Origin of the sequence: Streptomyces pseudogriseolus, from assembly GCA_002154585.1 — a bacterium.
Lineage (GTDB): Bacteria > Actinomycetota > Actinomycetes > Streptomycetales > Streptomycetaceae > Streptomyces > Streptomyces pseudogriseolus.
In genome coordinates this window covers 1-18,446 of the sequence record MUNG01000114.1, presented here as the reverse complement: position 1 = coordinate 18,446, position 18,446 = coordinate 1, and the positions used below count along the sequence as shown (strand labels likewise).

Here is an 18,446-nt window from a genome sequence, read left to right as displayed (position 1 = left end):
GCGTCAGCGTCCCCGCCCGCGCCGCCTCGGTCAGCCGGGCGAACTCCGCGGTCAGCGACTCCGCGTCCCGCGTGTGCGCGTCACGGACCACGGGGACGACCAGCCCGCGCTCGGTCTGCGCCGCGAACCCGAGGTGCACGTCCGCGTACCGGACGATCTCCCTGGCCCCGGTGTCCACCGAGGCGTTGAGCTCCGGGAAGCGGGCGAGCGCGGCCGTGCAGATCCGGGCCAGCAGCGCCAGCACGGAGATCTTGGGCCCGCCCGCGGCGTTCATCGCGGCCCTGGTCCGCATCAGCTCCGTCGCGTCGGCGTCCACCCAGCAGGTCGCGTCCGGTATCTCGGTACGGCTGCGGGAGAGCTTGTCCGCGACGGCGCCCCGGATGCCCTTGAGAGGGACACGGGTGACCGAGGCGGCGCGTCCGGGGGACGCGGCCGGGGCGGCGGACGGCACGGCGGTGGCCTGGGCGGTCGGGCCCGTCGCCGCGTCCGCGCGGTCCCGGTCCGTGGTGGACCGCAGCGCCAGCGCGTGCTCCACGTCCGCGCGCAGGATCAGCCCGTCGGGCCCCGATCCGGTGAGCTCGCGCAGGTCCAGGCCGTTCTGCCGGGCCAGCCTGCGCACCAGCGGGGAGATCACCGGCACCGGCCCGTCCGCCGGCCGGGTCTCCCGTACGGGCTCCGGCGTCCTCGGCCGCCCGTTCACCGCGGGGGCGGCGGAGCGGACCCGGCGGCGCCGGGCCGGGGCCTGCGACGTGCCGTAGCCCACCAGCACGTTGCCGGAGCCCTCGGCGGCCGGCTCCCGGCCGCTCGCGCCGTCCCCGGCGCCGCCGGTGCGCGCGGTGTCCGCGCCGCCGGACGGGCGGGCGTCCGCCGTCTCGCCGACCGCCACCGTCAGCAGCGGCGCGCCGACCGGCAGTTCGGTGCCCTCCGCGCCGAACCGGGCGGTGACCACGCCGCCGTAGGGGCAGGGCACCTCCACCATCGCCTTGGCCGTCTCGACCTCGACGACCGGCTGGTCCACGGCGACCACGTCACCGACCTCGACCAGCCAGCGCACGATCTCCGCCTCGGTGAGCCCCTCACCGAGGTCGGGCAGCTTGAACTCCAGCACCTGTGCCATCAGCTCTCGGCCTCCCACTGCAGACGCCCCACGGCGTCCAGGATCCGGTCCACACCGGGCAGGTGGTGACGCTCCAGCATGGGCGGCGGGTACGGCAGGTCGAACCCGGCCACGCGCAGCACCGGCGCCTCCAGGTGGTGGAAGCAGCGCTCCGTGACGCGGGCCGCGATCTCCCCGCCCGGGCCGCCGAAGCCGCCCGACTCGTGGACGACGACCGCGCGTCCCGTCCGCCGCACCGAGGCGCACACCGTCTCGTCGTCGAACGGCACCAGCGAGCGCAGGTCGACGACCTCGAGGTCCCAGCCCTCGGCCTGGGCCGCCTCGGCCGCCTCCATGCAGACGGGGAGGGACGGCCCGTAGGTGATGAGGGTGGCGCTCCGCCCGGAGCGCCGCACCACCGCGCGGCCTATCGGCTCGACGGCCGTCGGCTGCTCCGGGTTCCAGGTGTCCTTGGACCAGTAGAGCCGCTTGGGCTCCAGGAAGACCACCGGGTCGTCCGAGGCGATGGAGGCCCGCAGCAGGCCGTAGGCGTCGGCGACGGTCGCGGGCGTGACGACATGGAGCCCCGGAGTCGCCATGTAGTACGCCTCGGACGCGTCGCTGTGGTGCTCGACGCCGCCGATGCCGCCGCCGTAGGGGATGCGGATCGTGAGCGGGAGGGGCATCCTGCCGCGGGTGCGGTTGCGCATCTTCGCCACGTGCGAGACGAGCTGCTCGAACGCGGGGTAGGCGAACGCGTCGAACTGCATCTCCACGACCGGCCGCAGCCCGTACATGGCCATGCCGACGGCCGTGCCGAGGATGCCCGCCTCGGCCAGCGGCGTGTCCGTGCAGCGGTCCTCGCCGAACTCCTTGGCCAGGCCGTCCGTGATCCGGAAGACGCCGCCGAGCGTGCCGACGTCCTCGCCCATGACGTGCACGGACGGGTCGTCGGTCATGGCGTCGCGCAACGCGCGCGTGAGGGCCTGCGCCATGGTGGCGGGCTTCACGGCGACGGCGGTCATGGCCGCGCTCCTTCCGACTCGGCCTCGGCCGCCAGCTCGGCCCGCAGCTGTTCCCGCTGCTCCAGCAGCTGGGGCGTGGGCTCGGCGTACACGTGCGTGAACAGGTCCATGGGGTCGAGCTCCGCGTCCTGGTTCATGCGGGCGCGCAGACCGGCGGCCATCGTCTCGGCGTGCTGCCGGGCGCTCTCGACGCCGGCCTCGTCCAGCAGGCCGCGTCCGGTCAGCTCCCGCTCCAGCAGGGCGATCGGGTCGTGCGCCCGCCAGGTCTCGACCTCGGAGTCGCCGCGGTAGCGGGTCGCGTCGTCGGCGTTGGTGTGGGCGTCCACGCGGTAGGTGATCGCCTCGACCAGGGTCGGGCCGCCGCCCGCGCGGGCGCGGCGCACCGCGTCGGCGAGGACCTCGTGCACGGCGGCCGCGTCGTTGCCGTCGACCAGGCGGCCGGGCATCCCGTAGCCGACGGCCTTGTGGGCCAGCGACGGGGCCGCGGTCTGCTTGGCGAGCGGGACGGAGATCGCGAAGCCGTTGTTCTGGACGAGGAAGACGACCGGGGCCTGCCAGACGGCCGCGAAGTTCAGCGCCTCGTGGAAGTCGCCCTCGCTGGTGCCGCCGTCGCCGACCATGGCGAGCGCGACCACGTCGTCGCCCTTGAGGCGGGCGGCGTGGGCCAGCCCGACCGCGTGCGGCAGCTGGGTGGCGAGCGGCGTGCTCAGCGGGGCCACCCGGTGCTCGTAGGGGTCGTAGCCGGTGTGCCAGTCGCCGCGCAGCAGGGTGAGCGCCTCGACCGGGTCCACACCGCGCGCGACGACCGCGAGGGTGTCGCGGTAGCTGGGGAACAGCCAGTCCTGCTCCTGGAGGACGAGCGCGGCGGCGACCTCGCACGCCTCCTGGCCGGTGCTGGAGGGGTACACCGCGAGACGGCCCTGCTTGGTGAGCGCGGTGGCCTGCGCGTTGTAGCGGCGGCCCTTCACCAGCTCCGCGTACAGCCGGCGCAGCAGGTCCGGGTCGGCCTTCGCCGCCGCCTGTGTGCCGAGCACGCGGTACGGCTCCGCGTCGGGCAGCAGCGGCGCGGGGTCGGTACGGGGCTGCCAGGCGGGCGGCGGGGTCGGCCGGTAAGCCCCCCGCTGCTCCATGACCGTCATGACGGCACCTCCTCGTGGGAAGACGGAGGCGCGGCGTCTGTGACACGCCTCACCAACCGATTGTTCGGTCGCCGGCACATTTTGGCTACGGGTGGCATCAGGCTGTGGACAAACGGTTCTCCACAGCTTGGGATAGAGGCAGGACGTCCACGGCTGAGAGGTGGGGGCGGGTGGCATCTGAACAAATGGCCGGGGGCCAGGAGGGGGCGGTGCCGCTGCCGCCGGCGCGGCCTCTCGACGCGATCGACCAGGACATCCTGCGCATGCTCCAGGCGGACGGCCGCGCGTCGATACGGTCGGTCGCCGAGCGGGTGCACGTCTCCCGCGCGAACGCCTACGCGCGGATCAACCGGCTCGTCGAGGACGGCGTCATCCGGGGCTTCGGCGCCCGCGTCGACCACGAACGCGCCGGTCACGGCACGTCGGCGTACATCACGCTGAAGATCGTGCAGAACACCTGGCGCACGGTGCGCGAGCAGCTCAGGCAGCTCCCCGGCGCCTCGCACATCGCCCTGGTGGGCGGCGACTTCGACGTGCTGCTGCTGGTGCACGCGCCGGACAACCGGGCGCTGCGCGAGCTGGTGCTGACGCGTCTCCAGGCCATCCCCGAGGTGCTCAGCACCCGCACGCTGCTGGTGTTCGAGGAGGAGGACCTGGAACCGCAGTGGTGAGCCGGAGGCTCTGGCGCCGCGAGGCCGCTCCGGTCGCCGGGGGCCAGGGCGGACCTCGTGCCCCAGAACTGCCCTAGCTGTCCACTCCCCAGCGCCAGAGGAGTTCCCCGCCGACGGGCACGGCGGCCCAGCGCCGCGCGGCGGCGTCCAGCCGCGGCCCGGTCCTGGCCAGCGCCTCCGCGTCGAGCGGCGCCCGCCCGACCCCGCGGCCCTCGGTGGACAGGCCGCGCCACGCCCGGTAGGCCCAGTTCACGCGCAGTTCGGCGGCCATCACGGCGTCGCCGCCCCGGCGCAGCACCTTCAACCCGGACCGGCGGTGCCGTCCCGGGGTGACGAGTTCGAAGCCCTGGAAGGTGGCGCCCCGTGCGATCGCGCCCCAGAAGCCGTCGTCGATCCCGAGCACGGTCTCCACCACCGCGTGCACCAGGTCGTGCGGCATCGACGGTCCGGCGGGCCGGGCGGGGAGCCGGACGTCCGGCCCCTTCTCACGCCGAACCAGGATCTCGTGCCGGTTGTCCGGCAGCTTCCGGAAGGACATCTCCATCGGCAGCGAGCGTAGGCATCCGGGCGCCCGCCGCCCACCGGTTTTCCCGCCGGGGTGTTCAGCCGCGTCCGTCGCCCGCCCTGCGCAGTCCCGAGAAGGCGAGCTGCGCCACCGCGTCGGCCACCTCGCGCTCGTTCATGCCGCGCCCGTCCGGCCGGTACCACTCCACGATGGAGTTGATCATGCCGAAGACCAGCCGGGTCACCAGCCGCACCTCTATGTCCTCGCGCACGTCCCCGTCGGCCGCCGCGGCCTTCAGCAGCTCCGCCACCCGGTGGTCGAACTCGCGCCGCCGCTCCAGCGCCCACCGCTCGGTGTCCGTGTTGCCGCGCACCCGCAGCAGCAGGGTCACGTACGGCAGCTCCGCTATCAGCACCTCGACCATGCGCCGTACGACGTACTCCAGGCGCGCGGCGGGCCGCCCCACGCGCGCGTCGTCCTCGTCGAGGATCCCGAAGAGACCGTCGAGCGCCCGGCTCACCGCGCGGCGCAGCAGCTCCTCCTTGCCGGCCACATGGTGGTAGATCGACGACTTGGAGATGCCGGCGGCCCGGGAGAGGTGCTCCATGGACGTGCCGTCGTAGCCGCGTTCGTTGAACACCTGGACCGCCACGGACAGCAGCGTCTCCGGGGTGTAGGTGTCCCGCTTGGCGGTGGTCATGGGGTGTCCTCCCTCTCGCGGGCCGCGCACGCGTACTGGTAGAGCGCGAGGGAGGGCGCGTAGCGGCCGGACGGATCGATCTCGTGCATCTCGTCCAGCAGGGCGCCGGCCCAGCCGCGGCCGAGGCGGCGGCTCCACTCGAAGGGCCCGAGGGGGTAGTTCACACCCAGCCGCATCGCGATGTCGACGTCCTCCTCGGTGGCGACGCCCTGGGCGACGGCCTCGACCGCGAGGTCGATGATCCGGGCCACCGTCCGCGCGACGATCATCCCGGGGACGTCCCCGATGACGCTGACCTTCTTGCCGAGCGCCTGGAACAGCCCGGTGGCCTCGGCGACGGTCCGCGCGGAGGTGTCCTTGCAGTGGGACAGGGCGATGCGGGTGGCCGCGCGGTAGTCGAGGGCGAGGTCGAAGTAGACGACGTCGCTGAACTCCACGGAGGCCTGGCCGTCGGCGAGCACCAACTGTCCGCCGCCCGGCAGCACCAGGCGGGTGCCCTCGTCCTCGGCCTCCTCCCGCACCTCGATACCGGCCTCGCGGATCAGGGTGAGCAGCTCGGAGGCGGGCCCCAGGCCGCCCTCGGCGACGACGTACGCGGGCGGCTCCGCCGGCTCGGCGGTGTGCGGTTCGGGGCGCTCGGCGCCGGGGCCGTGGTCGTACCAGCCGTGCCCGGTCTTGCGGCCCAGGCGGCCGGACTCGACGAGCCTGCGCTGCGCCAGGGACGGCCGGAAGCGCACGTCCTGGAAGAACGCCTGCCACACCGAGTGCGTCACGGACTCGTTGACGTCCTGCCCGATGAGGTCGGTCAGCTCGAAGGCGCCCATCCGGAAACCGCCGGACTCGCGCAGCACCGCGTCGATGGTGGCCGGGTCCGCGCCCTGCGACTCGTACACCGCGAAGGCCTCGGCGTAGAACGGCCGGGCGACGCGGTTGACGATGAAGCCGGGGGTGTCGGCGCAGGCGACCGGCGTCTTCCCCCACGCGCGGGCCGTCTCGTACGCGCGCGTGGCCGAGGTGACGTCGGTGGCGAAGCCGGAGACCACCTCGACGAGCGGCAGCAGCGGCGCCGGGTTGAAGAAGTGCAGGCCCACGAAGCGGCCGGGGACGCGCAGGGCGCCGCCGATCGCGGTGACCGACAGGGACGAGGTGTTGGTGGCGAGGAGACAGTCGTCGGCGACGACGTCCTCCAGCGCCCGGAACAGCTCCTGCTTGACGTCGAGACGCTCCACGACCGCCTCGACGACGAGGGAGCAGCCGGCCAGCCCGGCGAGGTCGTCGACGGGAGTCAGCCGGGCGCGGGCCGCGTCCCGTTCGTCCGCGGTGAGGCGCTCCTTCTCCACCAGCCGGTCGAGCCGGGCGCCGATCGCGTCGGCGGCCTCGCGGGCCTGGCCCGGGGCGGCGTCGTGGAGCCGCACGGGATGGCCCGCGACCAGCGCGACCTGGGCGATTCCCTGCCCCATGGTGCCGGTGCCGACGACGGCCACGGGACTGCTGAGGTCGAGTGCTGTCATGTGCGCGATCCTCCCGCACGGTGTTTTCCACAGATGCGGCGGACCCCCTTGTCCCGACCGATCGTTCGGTTACTCTAACCCTGACCGCCCGTTCCTGACTACGTTTCCGCACAGGTCCAAGAGCTCGACGAAGAGTTCCTGAGACGAGGAGTTGGTCCCGCATGGCCGCCGAACTCACCGCGCACGAGCTGATCGCCCGCCACCGTCCCACCCTGGACCAGGCCCTGGACGCGATCCGTACGCGCGCGTACTGGTCCCCCCACCCCGAGCACCCGAAGGCGTACGGGGAGAACGGCAGCCTGGACATGGCCGCGGGCAAGGCCGCCTTCGACGCCCTGCTCGGCGCCCGCCTCGACCTGGACCAGCCGGGCACGGACGGCTGGGTGGACGGCGAGACCTCCCCGTACGGGGTCGAGCTGGGCGTGAGCTACCCGCACGCCGACCTGGACGTGCTGCTGCCCGCGATGAGGGCCGGGATGCGCGCCTGGCGTGACGCGGGCGCGGAGACCCGCGCGGTGGTCTGCCTGGAGATCCTCAAGCGGATCAGCGACCGCACCATGGAGTTCGCCCAGGCGGTCATGCACACCTCCGGGCAGGCGTTCATGATGGCGTTCCAGGCCGGCGGCCCGCACGCGCAGGACCGCGGCATGGAGGCCGTCGCCTACGCGTACGTGGAGCAGGTGCGCACGCCCGACACCGCGGAGTGGACCAAGCCGCAGGGCAAGCGCGACCCGCTCGCCCTCACCAAGCGGTTCGTGCCGGTGCCGCGCGGCATCGGCCTGGTCATCGGCTGCAACACCTTCCCGACGTGGAACGGCTACCCGGGCCTGTTCGCCTCCCTGGCCACGGGCAACGCGGTTCTCGTCAAGCCGCACCCGCGCGCGGTGCTGCCGCTCGCGCTCACCGTCCAGGTGGCCCGCCAGGTGCTCGCCGAGGCCGGTTTCGACCCGAACCTGGTGGCGCTGGCCGCCGAGCGCCCCGGCGAGGGCATCGCCAAGACCCTCGCCACGCGGCCGGAGATCCGGATCATCGACTACACGGGCTCGACGGAGTTCGGCGACTGGCTGGAGAGCAACGCCCGCCAGGCGCAGGTGTACACGGAGAAGGCCGGCGTCAACACGGTGATCGTGGAGTCGACCGACGACTACAAGGGGATGCTGTCCAACCTGGCGTTCTCCCTGTCCCTGTACAGCGGCCAGATGTGCACCACCCCGCAGAACCTGCTGGTCCCCCGCGACGGCATCAGCACGGACCAGGGCCCCAAGTCGTTCGACGAGGTCGCCGCCGACCTGGCCAAGGCGGTCGACGGCCTGCTGGGCGACGACGCCCGCGCCAACGCGCTGCTGGGCGCGATCGTGAACCCGGACGTCAAGGCCCGCCTGGAGGCCGCCGCCGGTCTCGGCGAGGTCGCGCTCGCCTCCCGTGAGATCACCCACCCGGACTTCCCGGGCGCCGTGGTGCGCACGCCGGTGATCGTGAAGCTGGACGGCGCCAAGCCGGACGCCGAGGCCGCCTACATGAGCGAGTGCTTCGGCCCGGTCTCCTTCCTGGTCGCCGTCGACTCGGCCGCCGACGCGACGGAGCTGCTGCGGCGCACGATCCGCGAGAAGGGCGCGATGACCGTCGGCGCGTACACGACCTCCCCGGAGGTCGAGGAGGCCGTGCAGGAGGTCTGCCTGGAGGAGGCCGCGCAGCTCTCGCTGAACCTCACCGGCGGGGTCTACGTCAACCAGACTGCCGCCTTCTCCGACTTTCACGGCTCCGGCGGCAACCCGGCGGCCAACGCGGCCCTGTGCGACGGCGCCTTCGTCGCGGGCCGCTTCCGGGTGATCGAGGTGCGCCGGGAGGCGTAGGACGCCGGGTCAGGAGGGTGCGCCCCCGGTGGCGCTCCAGTGGTACAGCGTCATGGCCACACTGGTCGCGAGGTTGTAGCTGGAGACCTGGGGGCGCATCGGCAGCGCCACCAGATGGTCGGCGCGCGCCCGCAGCTCGGCCGTGAGACCGGTGCGCTCGGAGCCGAACGCGAGCAGCGCCTCGTCGGGGAGCTTCAGCGAGCGGATGTCCTCGCCCTCGGGGTCCAGCGCGAACACCGGCCCGGGCGGCAGTTCGTCCACGGTCAGGCGTTCCACGGCGGTGGCGAAGTGCAGCCCCGCCCCGCCGCGCACCACGGTGGGGTGCCAGGGGTCCAGCGTCCCGGTGGTGACGACGCCGGTCGCCCCGAAGCCGGCGGCCAGCCGGACCACGGCCCCCGCGTTGCCCAGGTTGCGCGGCTGGTCCAGGACCACCACCGGCGCGGTGCGCGGGGCGCGCGCCAGCTTCGCCAGGTTGCCCGCGCGGCCGGGCCGTACGGCGAGCGCCGCGACGGCCGTGGGGTGCGGCCGCGGCACCAGCGCGGCGTACGTCCCGTACGGCACCTGGGTGAGCAGCGCCGCCAGCGTGTCCCGCACGTCCCCGGCCAGCTCGTCGGCGAGCGCCAGGGCGGCGGCCCGGTCCGCGGTGACCGCGACGAGCACCTCGGCGCCGAAGCGCACGGCGTGCTTGAGGGCGTGGAAACCGTCGAGCAGCACCGCGTCCGGGGCGGCCCGGCGCCATGCGGCCACCGGGTCCGCCGGGGACGCGGCGGACGGGTCGTGGGCGGGGTCGGTCATGCCGAGCAGCCTACGTGCGCGGGCCGGGCACCCCGTCGGTCACCGGGGCGGCCTGAGCCGGACCCACGGCAGAGGGACGGCCGGGCGGTCCGTCCGGGCGCCGCGGCGGCGGAACGGGGACCGCGTCCCCGCGCGGCCGCAGCCGTCCCCGCGCGCGTGCCGCCAGGCGGCCGGCCCGGCACAGGAAGGACGTGGGGAGGAAGACCGCGTCGGCCGCGATCATCGCCAGGGAGAAGAAGGGCAGTCCGAGCACCACGGCGATCACCGCGTGCTCCAGGATCATGAAGCCCAGCAGGACGTTCTTGACGCGCCGGTTGAACAGCGTGAACGGGAAGGCGACCTGCACCACGACGGTCACATACGTCACCAGCATCACCAGGGTGCCGCTCGCGGTGAGCAGCCCCGCCAGCGACGGCCAGGGGGAGAAGTACTCCAGGTGCAGCGGGTAGTGCACGGCGGTGCCGTCCTGCCAGCGGGAGCCCTGGACCTTGTACCAGCCCGCCGTGGCGTAGATCAGGCACGCCTCCGCCATGATCACCAGCAGCGCACCGTTGTGCGCGACGTTCCCCACCACGTCCAGCAGGATCCGCGGCTGGTCCGTCCGCGCCAGACGTCCGGCCAGCCACCACCCCGCCTGCCCGAGCCACACCGCCCACAGCAGCGCGGGTATGAACCAGTCGCCGTCCGTCCGGCCCGCCAAAGAGCCGAGGAGCAGCACGACACCGAGCACCGCCCACAGCGCGGGGCCCACTGCGTCGTGTGTCCGCTCCCCCCGCGCGCGTGCCCGCGCGGCCCGGCGCGCCCGCCGCGCGTCCAGGGACCAGACATGGCCGCAGCGGGTGAACAACAGGTAGATCGCCATGAGGTGCAGGACGTTGTCGCCGCCGTCGCCCATGAAGACGCTGCGGTTCTGCAGGGAGAGGACGCCCACCATGAACAGCGCCGTCATGGTGCGGGTGCGCCAGCCGAGCAGCAGCAACAGGCTGAACAGCACGGCCAGCGCGTAGACCGCCTCGAACCAGACCTGGCTGTCCGACCAGAGCAGCACGGTGAAGGCGTCGTTCGCCCCGACCAGCTGGGCGGCGAGATCCCAGGACCAGGGGCTGTCGGGGCCGTAGAGCTCCTGCCGGTGCGGATACTCCCGCAGCAGGAACAGCAGCCAGGTGAGGGCGACGCCGATGCGCAGCACGGCGGTCTGGTAGGGGCCGAGGGCGGAGTCGGTGACCCGGGCGACCGCCGGCCACAGGCGGTTCATCCGACGCCTCCCCGGGTCTCACCCTCCGGCAGCGGCCACCAGGGCAGCTCGCGGTACTCGGCCTCGTCCGACGCCTTCTCCCCGCTCCACTCCGGCGGCGGCACCTGCGTGGTGCGCGAGCGGACCTGCACGCGCGCGACCTCGCCGTGCGGCCCGGCCGCGTCCGCCCGGTCCAGGCGCAGGGCCATGATCCGCCGCAGGTACGACTCGGAGAGCGCCCCGCGCAGACCCACCGGGCGGTTGTCGTCGTCGTGCGTGGAGACGTAGAAGTCCCAGGCGCGGCGCAGCTCGTTCTGCTGGGTGTGGCTGGGCGCCGGATTGCCGTCGATGTCCCGGCCGTCCTGCGCCGACAGGTCGTACCAGCCGGTGGTGCGGCGCGAGCCGTCCGGCCACCGGATCTCGGCCCTGACCTGCACGGACACGTTCTGCTGGAGCGGGTTCGGGGCGAACAGTTTCCAGTTCTGCTCGAACTCCGGGTAGATCCAGTCGGCGATGGTCTCGCTGTGCTTCTTGCTCACCGTGTTCGGCGGCGCGACATGCAGGAACGCCATCCCGAGGTGCACGCAGACCGTGACGGCGACGGCCGCGAGAGCGAGCGCGGCGCCGATCCGGTAGGGCGGGGAGAGGGCGGCGATGCCGGTGCGCGGTGAGTCGGAAGGCATCTGCGCCCCGGGCGGCTGCTCCACGCCGCCGGGCTGGTCCTGGGCGCCCACTGGTACGGCAGGCCCGTCCGCCCTGTCCGTCCCGCCGGTCCTGTCCGTCTCATCCGACACATCCGTCCCGTCGGCCGGCGCCGTGGGTGCGGGCAGCGGGGTGCGCGGACCCGGCACGCCCGGCTCCGCGGGCCCGTGCCGGGCGTCCGAGCCCCTGTCCTGCGCGTCCATTCCGCCCCGATCCCCGAATCCCCGGTCCCTTGCCGCGTCCGCACCGGCCCGAGGCCTCGCCGCGCGGGGCCACGGCCGCTCCGCCGCGTCGCACGGAACGGTACTCAGCCCCGGCCGCCCGGGCACAGTCCCGTCGGCGCTCCGTCCCGTGGCGGTCACCACATCCGCACGATCCGACGGCGCCGCGCACGTCCGACGGCGCCGGCGACCGGCACCGGCAGGTTATCCACAGCGGTTGACACCTCGCGGCCCCCGTCTCACCATGGAACCGCACGAACCGAACGATCGGTCGGGAGCGTGCTCCGGGAAGCATCCAGGTCGAGGGGGACCCCATGGCGACAGCAGCCGCCCGCGATACGGCCGGCGGTCCGACGGCGTACGACGCACCGGCGGACCCCGGCGACACCGCCGCGTTCCAGCGCGCCTTCGACGCGGCCGTCGCCGCCGACGAGCGGATCGAGCCGCGCGACTGGATGCCGGACGCCTACCGCGCCACGCTCGTGCGCCAGATCGCCCAGCACGCGCACTCCGAGATCATCGGCATGCAGCCGGAGGCCAACTGGATCACGCGCGCCCCCTCCCTGCGGCGCAAGGCCATCCTCATGGCCAAGGTCCAGGACGAGGCCGGGCACGGCCTGTATCTGTACAGCGCCGCCGAGACCCTCGGCGTGAGCCGCGACGAGCTGCTCGACAAGCTGCACGCCGGCCGCCAGAAGTACTCCTCGATCTTCAACTACCCGACGCTGACCTGGGCCGACGTCGGCGCCATCGGCTGGCTGGTGGACGGCGCCGCGATCACCAACCAGGTCCCCCTGTGCCGCTGCTCCTACGGCCCGTACGCCCGCGCGATGGTCCGCGTCTGCAAGGAGGAGTCCTTCCACCAGCGCCAGGGGTACGAGATGCTGCTGGCCCTCAGCAAGGGCACCCCGGAGCAGCACGCGATGGCGCAGGACGCGGTGGACCGCTGGTGGTGGCCGTCGCTGATGATGTTCGGCCCGCCCGACGACGAGTCTCAGCACTCCGCGCAGTCGATGGCCTGGAAGATCAAGCGGCACTCCAACGACGAGCTGCGCCAGCGCTTCGTCGACATCTGCGTCCCGCAGGCGGAGTCCCTCGGCCTCACCCTCCCCGACCCGGACCTGCGGTGGAACGAGGAGCGTGGGCACCACGACTTCGGCGCCATCGACTGGTCGGAGTTCTGGGACGTCCTCAAGGGCAACGGCCCGTGCAACGACCAGCGCCTGTCCCGGCGCAGGCAGGCCCACGAGGAGGGCGCCTGGGTCCGGGAGGCGGCAGCGGCCCACGCGGCCAAGCACAGGAACGACACGACGGGAGCGACGCGCGCATGACCCACACCGACTGGCCGCTGTGGGAGGTCTTCGTGCGCTCGCGCCGGGGCCTGTCCCACACCCACGCCGGCAGCCTGCACGCCCCGGACGCGGAGCTCGCCCTGCGCAACGCGCGCGACCTGTACACCCGCCGCGGCGAGGGCGTCTCCATCTGGGTCGTGCCGTCCTCCTCCATCACGGCCTCCTCGCCCGACGAGAAGGACCCCTTCTTCGAGCCGGCCGCCGACAAGCCCTACCGGCACCCCACCTTCTACGAGATCCCCGAGGGGGTGCAGCACCTGTGACCACGACACCCGCCGCGGACACGGCCGTCACGGCCGCCGCGCTCGCCCTCGGCGACGACGCCCTGGTGCTCTCCCACCGTCTCGGCGAGTGGGCCGGGCACGCCCCCGTGCTCGAGGAGGAGGTCGCCCTCGCCAACATCGCGCTCGACCTGCTCGGCCAGGCCCGGGTCCTGCTGTCGATGGCCGGCGACGAGGACGAACTGGCCTTCCTGCGCGAGGAGCGCGCCTTCCGCAACCTCCAGCTGGTCGAACAGCCCAACGGCGACTTCGCCCACACCATCGCCCGCCAGCTGTACTTCTCCGTCTACCAGCACCTCCTGCACGACCGGCTGGCCTCCGGCGACGGCCCCTTCGCCCCGCTGGCCGGCAAGGCCGTCAAGGAGGCCGCCTACCACCGCGACCACGCCGAGCAGTGGACCCTCCGCCTCGGCGACGGCACGGACGAGAGCCACGCGCGCATGCAGGCCGCCGTGGACGCACTGTGGCGCTACACCGGCGAGATGTTCCAGCCCGTCGAGGGGATCGACGGCGTCGACTGGCCCGGCCTGGAGAGCACCTGGCGGGACATCGTCGAGGACGTGCTGGGCCGCGCCACGCTGACGCTGCCCGAGGGCCCCCGTACGGGAGCCTGGCGGGCCGGCGCCGGCCGCCAGGGCCTGCACACCGAGCCGTTCGGCCGGATGCTGGCCGAGATGCAGCACCTGCACCGCAGCCACCCGGGGGCGACATGGTGACCACCACGCCCCTGGAGGAGCAGCTGCTGGAGCTCGCCGGCTCGGTGCCCGACCCGGAGCTGCCCGTGCTGACCCTGCGCGAGCTGGGCGTGGTCCGCGCGGTGCGGGCGCACGGCACGGACAGCGTCGAGGTCGACCTGACCCCGACCTACACCGGCTGCCCGGCCGTCGAGGTGATGAGCCTCGACATAGAGCGCGTGCTGCGCGAACACGGCGTGCGCGAGGTCACGGTGCGCCGGGTCCTCGCCCCCGCCTGGTCGACCGACGACATCACCGACGAAGGCCGCCGCAAACTGCGGGAGTTCGGCATCGCCCCGCCGCGCACGGGCGCCGCCTCAGGGCCCGTGCGTGTCGCGCTGGGCCCCACGCGGACCCGCGAGGGCGGCCCCGCCGACGAGCCGGAGCCCGTCCGCTGCCCGCACTGCGGCTCCCCCGAGACCGAGCTGCTCAGCCGGTTCTCCTCCACCGCGTGCAAGGCGCTGCGCCGCTGCCTGGCCTGCCGTGAACCGTTCGACCACTTCAAGGAGTTGTGATGGCCCGCTTCCACCGGCTCCGGGTGGCCGCGGTCGACCGGCTCACCGACGACTCCGTCGCCCTCACCCTCGCCGTCCCCCCGGAGCTGCGCGAGGAGTACCGCCACCAGCCCGGGCAGCACCTCACGCTGCGCCGCGTCGCCGACGGCGAGGAGATCCGCCGCACCTACTCGATCTGCTCCCCCGTCCCCGACGGCGAGGCGCCCGCCACCCTGCGCGTCGGGGTGCGTCTCGTCGAAGGCGGAGCGTTCTCCACGTACGCGCTCAAGGAGATCGACCTCGGCGACGAGCTGGAGGTCATGACCCCCGCCGGCCGCTTCACACTGCCCCCGGCCCCCGGCCTGTACGCGGCCGTGGTCGGCGGCAGCGGCATCACCCCGGTGCTGTCGATCGCCACGACGCTCCTGGCCCGCGAGCCGGAAGCACGGTTCTGCCTGATACGCAGCGACCGCACGACCGCGTCGACGATGTTCCTGGAGGAGGTCGCCGACCTGAAGGACCGCCACCCGGACCGGTTCCAGCTGGTCACGGCGCTCTCCCGGGAGGAGCAGCAGGCCGGCCTGCCCTCGGGGCGGCTGGACCGGGAGCGGCTGGCCTCACTGCTCCCGGCGCTGCTGCCGGTGGACCGGGTCGACGGCTGGTTCCTGTGCGGACCGTACGGACTGGTGGCGGGCGCCGACCGGGCGCTGCGCGCACTGGGCGTCTCCCGCTCCCGCATCCACCAGGAGATCTTCCACGTGGACTCCGGGCCGGCGCCCACCGCCGCGGCCTCGGCCGCCCCCGCGCACAGCACGGTCACGGCACGGCTCGACGGACGCGGCGGCACCTGGCCGGTGCAGTCCGGCGAGTCCCTGCTGGACACGGTGCTGCGCAACCGCCCCGACGCGCCCTACGCCTGCAAGGGCGGCGTCTGCGGCACCTGCCGCGCGTTCCTGGTCTCCGGCGAGGTGCGCATGGACCGCAACTACGCCCTGGAGTCGGAGGAGACGGAGGCGGGGTACGTCCTTGCCTGCCAGTCGCACCCGGTGACGGAGAAGGTCGAGCTGGACTTCGACCGCTGACGCGGCCGGAGCCTCCCGTGCGGGGCGCGCGTGGCCGCCGTCAGAGCACGTGGCCCGGTGTCCCGTCGTCCGTGACGACGGGGCGCCCCGCGGCCTCCCACAGCTGCATCCCGCCGTCCACGTTCACGGCGTCGATGCCCTGCTGCGCCAGATACATGGTGACCTGGGCCGACCGTCCGCCGGAGCGGCAGATCACATGGATCCGGCCGTCCTGTGGGGCGGCCTCGGTCAGCTCGCCGTAGCGGGCGACGAACTCGCTGATCGGGATGTGCAGCGCGCCGTCGGCGTGACCGGCCTTCCATTCGTCGTCCTCACGGACGTCCAGCAGGAAGTCGCCGTCCTTGAGGTCGCCGACCTGGACCGTGGGCACACCAGCTCCAAAACTCATGCACCCGACGCTACCGGAACCGGCGCGGCCACCGGCTCAGTCCGACAGCGCCGCCAGCGCCGCCTCGCGCTCGGCGACCTGGGCCCGCAGCTGCGCGGCGATGTCCTCGAGGAGTCCGTCGGGGTCGTCGGGCGCCAGCCGCAGCATGGAGCCGATGGCGCCCTCCTCCAGGTTCCGGGCGACCAGTGTGAGCAGTTCCTTGCGCTGGGAGAGCCATTCGAGGCGGGCGTACAGCTCCTCCGCCGGGCTGGGCGTGTGCTTCAGCTCCGGTCCGGCCGCCCACTCCTCGGCGAGCTCACGCAGCTCGTCCGCGCTGCCGCGGGCGTAGGCGGCGTTGACGCGGGTGATGAACTCCTCGCGGCGGGCGCGCTCCTTGTCCTCCTGCGCCAGGTCGGGGTGCGCCTTGCGGGCGAGCTCGCGGTACAGCTTGCGGGCCTCCTCGCTGGGCCGCACCCGCTGCGGGGGCCGCACGGGCTGGTCCGTGAGCATGGCGGTGGCCTCGGGGAACAGACCGTCCCCGTCCATCCAGCCGTTCATCAGCTCCTCGACGCCGGGCATCGGCATCAGCCGGGCGCGCGCCTCGTCGGCCAGCCGCCGGTCCTCGGGGTCCTCGCTGCGGGCCGCCTTGATCTCGAGGATCCGGGCGTCCAGCTCCTCGAGACGGGCGTACATGGGGCCCAGCTTCTGTTCGTGCAGCCGGGAGAAGTTCTCGACCTCGACGCGGAAGGTCTCCACGGCGATCTCGAACTCGATCAGCGCCTTCTCCGCCGCCCGCACGGCCTGTTCCAGCCGCTCCTCGGGCCGCGTCGCGCCACCGCCGGCGGGCGTACGCTGCGCGCCGGCGCCTTCACCCTGGTCACCTTCCGAGCTCGTCACCCGGACAGCGTAGGCCACCCGCCGGGACGGCACGCCCTGTCACCAGGGCAAGCGGACTCCCGTACGGCCACCGGGGTGCCGGGGACTGTCGCACGCCGGGTGCGGCCGCATCATGGCCGGTCGCGCAGTTCCCCGCGCTCCTGAGGGCGCCTGCCGCCTGCGGGCAGTACCGCTGGGGCGGCTGGACGCCCCGCCGCGGACCGCCCGGACCGTCGTGGGACCGCCCCGGCCCGCCCAGGCCCGCCTCGGCCTGCTTCAGACGCCTGCCTCCGCGGCGATCCGGCCCGCGCGCACCGCCGCCACCAGATCCGTGTGGTCCGCCTCCGTGCGGTCGGCGTAGGCGACGGCGAACGCGGCGACCGCCTCGTCCAGCTCGTCGTTCTTGCCGCAGTACCCGGCGATCAGGCGCGGGTCGGCGCTGTGGCTGTGGGCGCGGGCCAGCAGGGCGCCGGTCATGCGGGCGTAGTCGTCCACCTGGTCGGCGGCCAGCGCGGCCGGGTCCACGCTGCCCTTGCGGTTGCGGAACTGACGCACCTGGTACGGCCGCCCGTCGACGCTGGTCCAGCCGAGCAGGCTGTCGCTTATCACCTGCATCCGCTTCTGGCCCTCGACCACGCGGCGGCCCTCGTGCTCGGCCTCCGGGGTGTCGAAGCCGGCGGCCGGGAGATGCGGCAGCAGCGCCGAGGGGCGGGCCTCCTTCACCTGGAGGACGAGCGGCTCGCCCCGGTGGTCGAGCAGCAGCACGACGTAGGAGCGGGTGCCGACGCTGCCGGTACCGACGACGCGGAACGCCACGTCGTGCACGGCGTAGCGGGCGAGCAGGGGGTGGCGGTCGGCCGGGAGGGTGGCGAGGTACTGCTCGAGGGAGGAGGCGACGGCCGCAGCCTCGGCGTCGGGGACGCGGCGCAGCACGGGCGGGGCGTCGACGAAGCGGCGTCCGCCGTCCTCGGTGCGCTCGGTGGACCGGGCGGCGAAGCGGCCGCTGGTGTTGGCGCGGGCCTTCTCGGCGACCCGCTCCAGAGTGCCGACGAGGTCGTGCGCGTCGGTGTGGGAGACGAGTTCCTCGTCCGCGATGGCGTTCCACGCGTCCAGCGCCGGCAGCTTGGCCAGCAGCCGCATGGTGCGGCGGTAGGCGCCCACCGCGTCATGGGCGGCCGCGCGGCACACGTCCTCGTCCGCGCCCGCCTCCCGCCCGGCGAGCACGAGGGACGCGGCGAGCCGCTTGAGGTCCCACTCCCAGGGGCCGTGCACGGTCTCGTCGAAGTCGTTGAGGTCGATGACCAGGGCGCCGCGGGCGTCGCCGTAGAGGCCGAAGTTGGCCGCGTGGGCGTCGCCGCAGATCTGGGCGCCGATCCCGGTGACCGGCGTGCGGGCCAGGTCGTACGCCATGAGGCCCGCCGAGCCGCGCAGGAAGGCGAACGGGGTGGCCGCCATCCGGCCGACGCGCAGCGGCGTCAGCTCGGGCAGCCGGCCGCGGCCGGACTCCTCGACGGCGGTCACGGCGTCGGGCCGGCCCGCGTCCAGGTCCAGGGCGGCGTGGGCGCTGCGGGGGACCCGTGCGCGCAGCGCCTTGCCCTCCTGCTTGGGCGCACTCGCGGCGGACCCGAGCGGGCGGAATCCGGGCACCTGCGGCAGCCGCCGCGCGGCCCCGGTTCCGGCCGCGGCCTCGCCGCCCGACGGTGCCTCGGACACCCCGGCGTCCCCCACGGCAGCGTTCCCCGCGGCCACTCCGGCTCCCGCATCGCTCATCACGACCGCCTCCCCCTTGCCCGCGCATGCATGCGCGG

Annotated in this window: 19 protein-coding genes; 7 read left to right on the top strand and 12 right to left on the bottom strand. The window is 74.0% G+C overall.

The features are described from left to right. From CCN29_RS12125 to pdhA, 3 genes are all read right to left on the bottom strand, one after another. Positions 1 to 1,117: dihydrolipoamide acetyltransferase family protein (locus CCN29_RS12125; protein WP_086681604.1), on the bottom strand; the 1,117-nt coding region annotated here is incomplete at its 3' end. Continuing rightward, a complete protein-coding gene (locus tag CCN29_RS12120; protein ID WP_086681602.1) occupies positions 1,117 to 2,121 on the bottom strand; it encodes an alpha-ketoacid dehydrogenase subunit beta in 1,005 nt (334 codons plus the stop codon). The genes CCN29_RS12125 and CCN29_RS12120, both read right to left, overlap by 1 nt. After that, positions 2,118 to 3,260: a pyruvate dehydrogenase (acetyl-transferring) E1 component subunit alpha gene (gene pdhA, locus CCN29_RS12115; protein ID WP_031018082.1), complete on the bottom strand. Its 1,143-nt coding sequence runs from the start codon at positions 3,258 to 3,260 to the stop codon at positions 2,118 to 2,120. Before pdhA ends, CCN29_RS12120 begins: the two co-directional genes overlap by 4 nt. Before the next feature lie 185 nt (positions 3,261 to 3,445). On the opposite strand from pdhA, the gene CCN29_RS12110 reads away from it, so the two are divergent. Further along, positions 3,446 to 3,931 (top strand): Lrp/AsnC family transcriptional regulator, encoded by a 486-nt coding sequence (locus CCN29_RS12110; RefSeq protein WP_031018084.1) that lies wholly within the window; start codon positions 3,446 to 3,448, stop codon positions 3,929 to 3,931. A gap of 73 nt (positions 3,932 to 4,004) precedes the next feature. Here the strand turns inward: CCN29_RS12110 and CCN29_RS12105 are convergent, their stop codons facing one another. Genes CCN29_RS12105 through CCN29_RS12095 form a run of 3 tightly spaced genes read right to left on the bottom strand, consistent with a single transcriptional unit; the run spans position 4,005 to position 6,647 of the window. After that, complete coding sequence (locus CCN29_RS12105) at positions 4,005 to 4,475, bottom strand: hypothetical protein (RefSeq protein WP_086681598.1); 471 nt, start codon at positions 4,473 to 4,475, stop codon at positions 4,005 to 4,007. A 58-nt stretch (positions 4,476 to 4,533) separates the two neighbouring features. Next, on the bottom strand, positions 4,534 to 5,136 hold the full coding sequence (locus CCN29_RS12100) for a TetR/AcrR family transcriptional regulator (RefSeq protein WP_006134898.1): 603 nt from the start codon (positions 5,134 to 5,136) through the stop codon (positions 4,534 to 4,536). After that, complete coding sequence (locus CCN29_RS12095) at positions 5,133 to 6,647, bottom strand: 3-hydroxyacyl-CoA dehydrogenase (RefSeq protein ID WP_006134897.1); 1,515 nt, start codon at positions 6,645 to 6,647, stop codon at positions 5,133 to 5,135. Before CCN29_RS12095 ends, CCN29_RS12100 begins: the two co-directional genes overlap by 4 nt. A gap of 161 nt (positions 6,648 to 6,808) precedes the next feature. Between CCN29_RS12095 and paaN the strand changes: the two genes are divergently transcribed. Then, entirely contained in the window at positions 6,809 to 8,500 is a 1,692-nt protein-coding gene (gene paaN / locus CCN29_RS12090) for a phenylacetic acid degradation protein PaaN (RefSeq protein ID WP_086681595.1), read from the top strand. Between the two features lie 9 nt (positions 8,501 to 8,509). On the opposite strand, the gene CCN29_RS12085 is transcribed toward paaN, so the two are convergent. The 3 genes from CCN29_RS12085 to CCN29_RS12075 are packed head-to-tail and all read right to left on the bottom strand — an operon-like array spanning position 8,510 to position 11,434. Continuing rightward, a complete protein-coding gene (locus CCN29_RS12085) occupies positions 8,510 to 9,295 on the bottom strand; it encodes a TrmH family RNA methyltransferase (protein WP_031018091.1) in 786 nt (261 codons plus the stop codon). A gap of 10 nt (positions 9,296 to 9,305) precedes the next feature. Continuing rightward, positions 9,306 to 10,550, bottom strand: a complete 1,245-nt coding sequence (locus tag CCN29_RS12080) for an HTTM domain-containing protein (protein ID WP_086681592.1) — start codon at positions 10,548 to 10,550, stop codon at positions 9,306 to 9,308. Further along, complete coding sequence (locus CCN29_RS12075; RefSeq protein WP_086681589.1) at positions 10,547 to 11,434, bottom strand: DUF5819 family protein; 888 nt, start codon at positions 11,432 to 11,434, stop codon at positions 10,547 to 10,549. The genes CCN29_RS12080 and CCN29_RS12075 overlap by 4 nt, the downstream gene beginning before the upstream one ends. Positions 11,435 to 11,766: 332 nt before the next feature. Between CCN29_RS12075 and paaA the strand changes: the two genes are divergently transcribed. Genes paaA through paaE form a run of 5 tightly spaced genes read left to right on the top strand, consistent with a single transcriptional unit; the run spans position 11,767 to position 15,395 of the window. Further along, entirely contained in the window at positions 11,767 to 12,783 is a 1,017-nt protein-coding gene (gene paaA / locus CCN29_RS12070) for a 1,2-phenylacetyl-CoA epoxidase subunit PaaA (RefSeq protein ID WP_086681586.1), read from the top strand. Continuing rightward, positions 12,780 to 13,067 carry a 1,2-phenylacetyl-CoA epoxidase subunit PaaB gene (paaB, locus tag CCN29_RS12065; RefSeq protein ID WP_031018095.1) on the top strand — a complete coding sequence of 96 codons (288 nt, stop codon included), beginning with the start codon at positions 12,780 to 12,782 and terminating at the stop codon, positions 13,065 to 13,067. Before paaA ends, paaB begins: the two co-directional genes overlap by 4 nt. Then, positions 13,064 to 13,801, top strand: coding sequence for a 1,2-phenylacetyl-CoA epoxidase subunit PaaC (paaC, locus tag CCN29_RS12060; RefSeq protein WP_031018097.1), 738 nt, complete (start codon positions 13,064 to 13,066; stop codon positions 13,799 to 13,801). Before paaB ends, paaC begins: the two co-directional genes overlap by 4 nt. After that, the gene (gene paaD / locus CCN29_RS12055; RefSeq protein WP_086681583.1) at positions 13,795 to 14,334 is read left to right on the top strand and encodes a 1,2-phenylacetyl-CoA epoxidase subunit PaaD; all 540 of its coding nucleotides are present in this window, start codon (positions 13,795 to 13,797) and stop codon (positions 14,332 to 14,334) included. The genes paaC and paaD overlap by 7 nt, the downstream gene beginning before the upstream one ends. Continuing rightward, positions 14,334 to 15,395 carry a 1,2-phenylacetyl-CoA epoxidase subunit PaaE gene (paaE, locus tag CCN29_RS12050; protein ID WP_086681580.1) on the top strand — a complete coding sequence of 354 codons (1,062 nt, stop codon included), beginning with the start codon at positions 14,334 to 14,336 and terminating at the stop codon, positions 15,393 to 15,395. The genes paaD and paaE overlap by 1 nt, the downstream gene beginning before the upstream one ends. Before the next feature lie 40 nt (positions 15,396 to 15,435). Here paaE and CCN29_RS12045 read toward each other — a convergent pair whose 3' ends face one another. From CCN29_RS12045 to CCN29_RS12035, 3 genes are all read right to left on the bottom strand, one after another. Continuing rightward, positions 15,436 to 15,765 carry a rhodanese-like domain-containing protein gene (locus tag CCN29_RS12045; protein ID WP_006134887.1) on the bottom strand — a complete coding sequence of 110 codons (330 nt, stop codon included), beginning with the start codon at positions 15,763 to 15,765 and terminating at the stop codon, positions 15,436 to 15,438. A 54-nt stretch (positions 15,766 to 15,819) separates the two neighbouring features. Then, the gene (locus CCN29_RS12040; RefSeq protein WP_037816704.1) at positions 15,820 to 16,659 is read right to left on the bottom strand and encodes a J domain-containing protein; all 840 of its coding nucleotides are present in this window, start codon (positions 16,657 to 16,659) and stop codon (positions 15,820 to 15,822) included. Between the two features lie 255 nt (positions 16,660 to 16,914). Beyond that, a complete protein-coding gene (locus CCN29_RS12035) occupies positions 16,915 to 18,408 on the bottom strand; it encodes a DUF2252 domain-containing protein (protein WP_107481692.1) in 1,494 nt (497 codons plus the stop codon). Between the last annotated feature and the right edge of the window lie 38 nt (positions 18,409 to 18,446).

What these genes read in the sequence shown, in the direction of transcription:
- CCN29_RS12120 (WP_086681602.1), bottom strand. Translation starts at nt 2,121, where the DNA reads ATGACCGCCGTCGCCGTGAAGCCCGCCACCATGGCGCAGGCCCTCACG.
- paaE (WP_086681580.1), top strand. Translation starts at nt 14,334, where the DNA reads ATGGCCCGCTTCCACCGGCTCCGGGTGGCCGCGGTCGACCGGCTCACC.
- paaN (WP_086681595.1), top strand. Translation starts at nt 6,809, where the DNA reads ATGGCCGCCGAACTCACCGCGCACGAGCTGATCGCCCGCCACCGTCCC.
- paaB (WP_031018095.1), top strand. Translation starts at nt 12,780, where the DNA reads ATGACCCACACCGACTGGCCGCTGTGGGAGGTCTTCGTGCGCTCGCGC.
- CCN29_RS12110 (WP_031018084.1), top strand. Translation starts at nt 3,446, where the DNA reads ATGGCCGGGGGCCAGGAGGGGGCGGTGCCGCTGCCGCCGGCGCGGCCT.
- CCN29_RS12105 (WP_086681598.1), bottom strand. Translation starts at nt 4,475, where the DNA reads ATGGAGATGTCCTTCCGGAAGCTGCCGGACAACCGGCACGAGATCCTG.
- CCN29_RS12095 (WP_006134897.1), bottom strand. Translation starts at nt 6,647, where the DNA reads ATGACAGCACTCGACCTCAGCAGTCCCGTGGCCGTCGTCGGCACCGGC.
- CCN29_RS12085 (WP_031018091.1), bottom strand. Translation starts at nt 9,295, where the DNA reads ATGACCGACCCCGCCCACGACCCGTCCGCCGCGTCCCCGGCGGACCCG.
- paaA (WP_086681586.1), top strand. Translation starts at nt 11,767, where the DNA reads ATGGCGACAGCAGCCGCCCGCGATACGGCCGGCGGTCCGACGGCGTAC.
- pdhA (WP_031018082.1), bottom strand. Translation starts at nt 3,260, where the DNA reads ATGACGGTCATGGAGCAGCGGGGGGCTTACCGGCCGACCCCGCCGCCC.
- CCN29_RS12080 (WP_086681592.1), bottom strand. Translation starts at nt 10,550, where the DNA reads ATGAACCGCCTGTGGCCGGCGGTCGCCCGGGTCACCGACTCCGCCCTC.
- CCN29_RS12035 (WP_107481692.1), bottom strand. Translation starts at nt 18,408, where the DNA reads ATGAGCGATGCGGGAGCCGGAGTGGCCGCGGGGAACGCTGCCGTGGGG.
- CCN29_RS12100 (WP_006134898.1), bottom strand. Translation starts at nt 5,136, where the DNA reads ATGACCACCGCCAAGCGGGACACCTACACCCCGGAGACGCTGCTGTCC.
- paaD (WP_086681583.1), top strand. Translation starts at nt 13,795, where the DNA reads ATGGTGACCACCACGCCCCTGGAGGAGCAGCTGCTGGAGCTCGCCGGC.
- CCN29_RS12075 (WP_086681589.1), bottom strand. Translation starts at nt 11,434, where the DNA reads ATGGACGCGCAGGACAGGGGCTCGGACGCCCGGCACGGGCCCGCGGAG.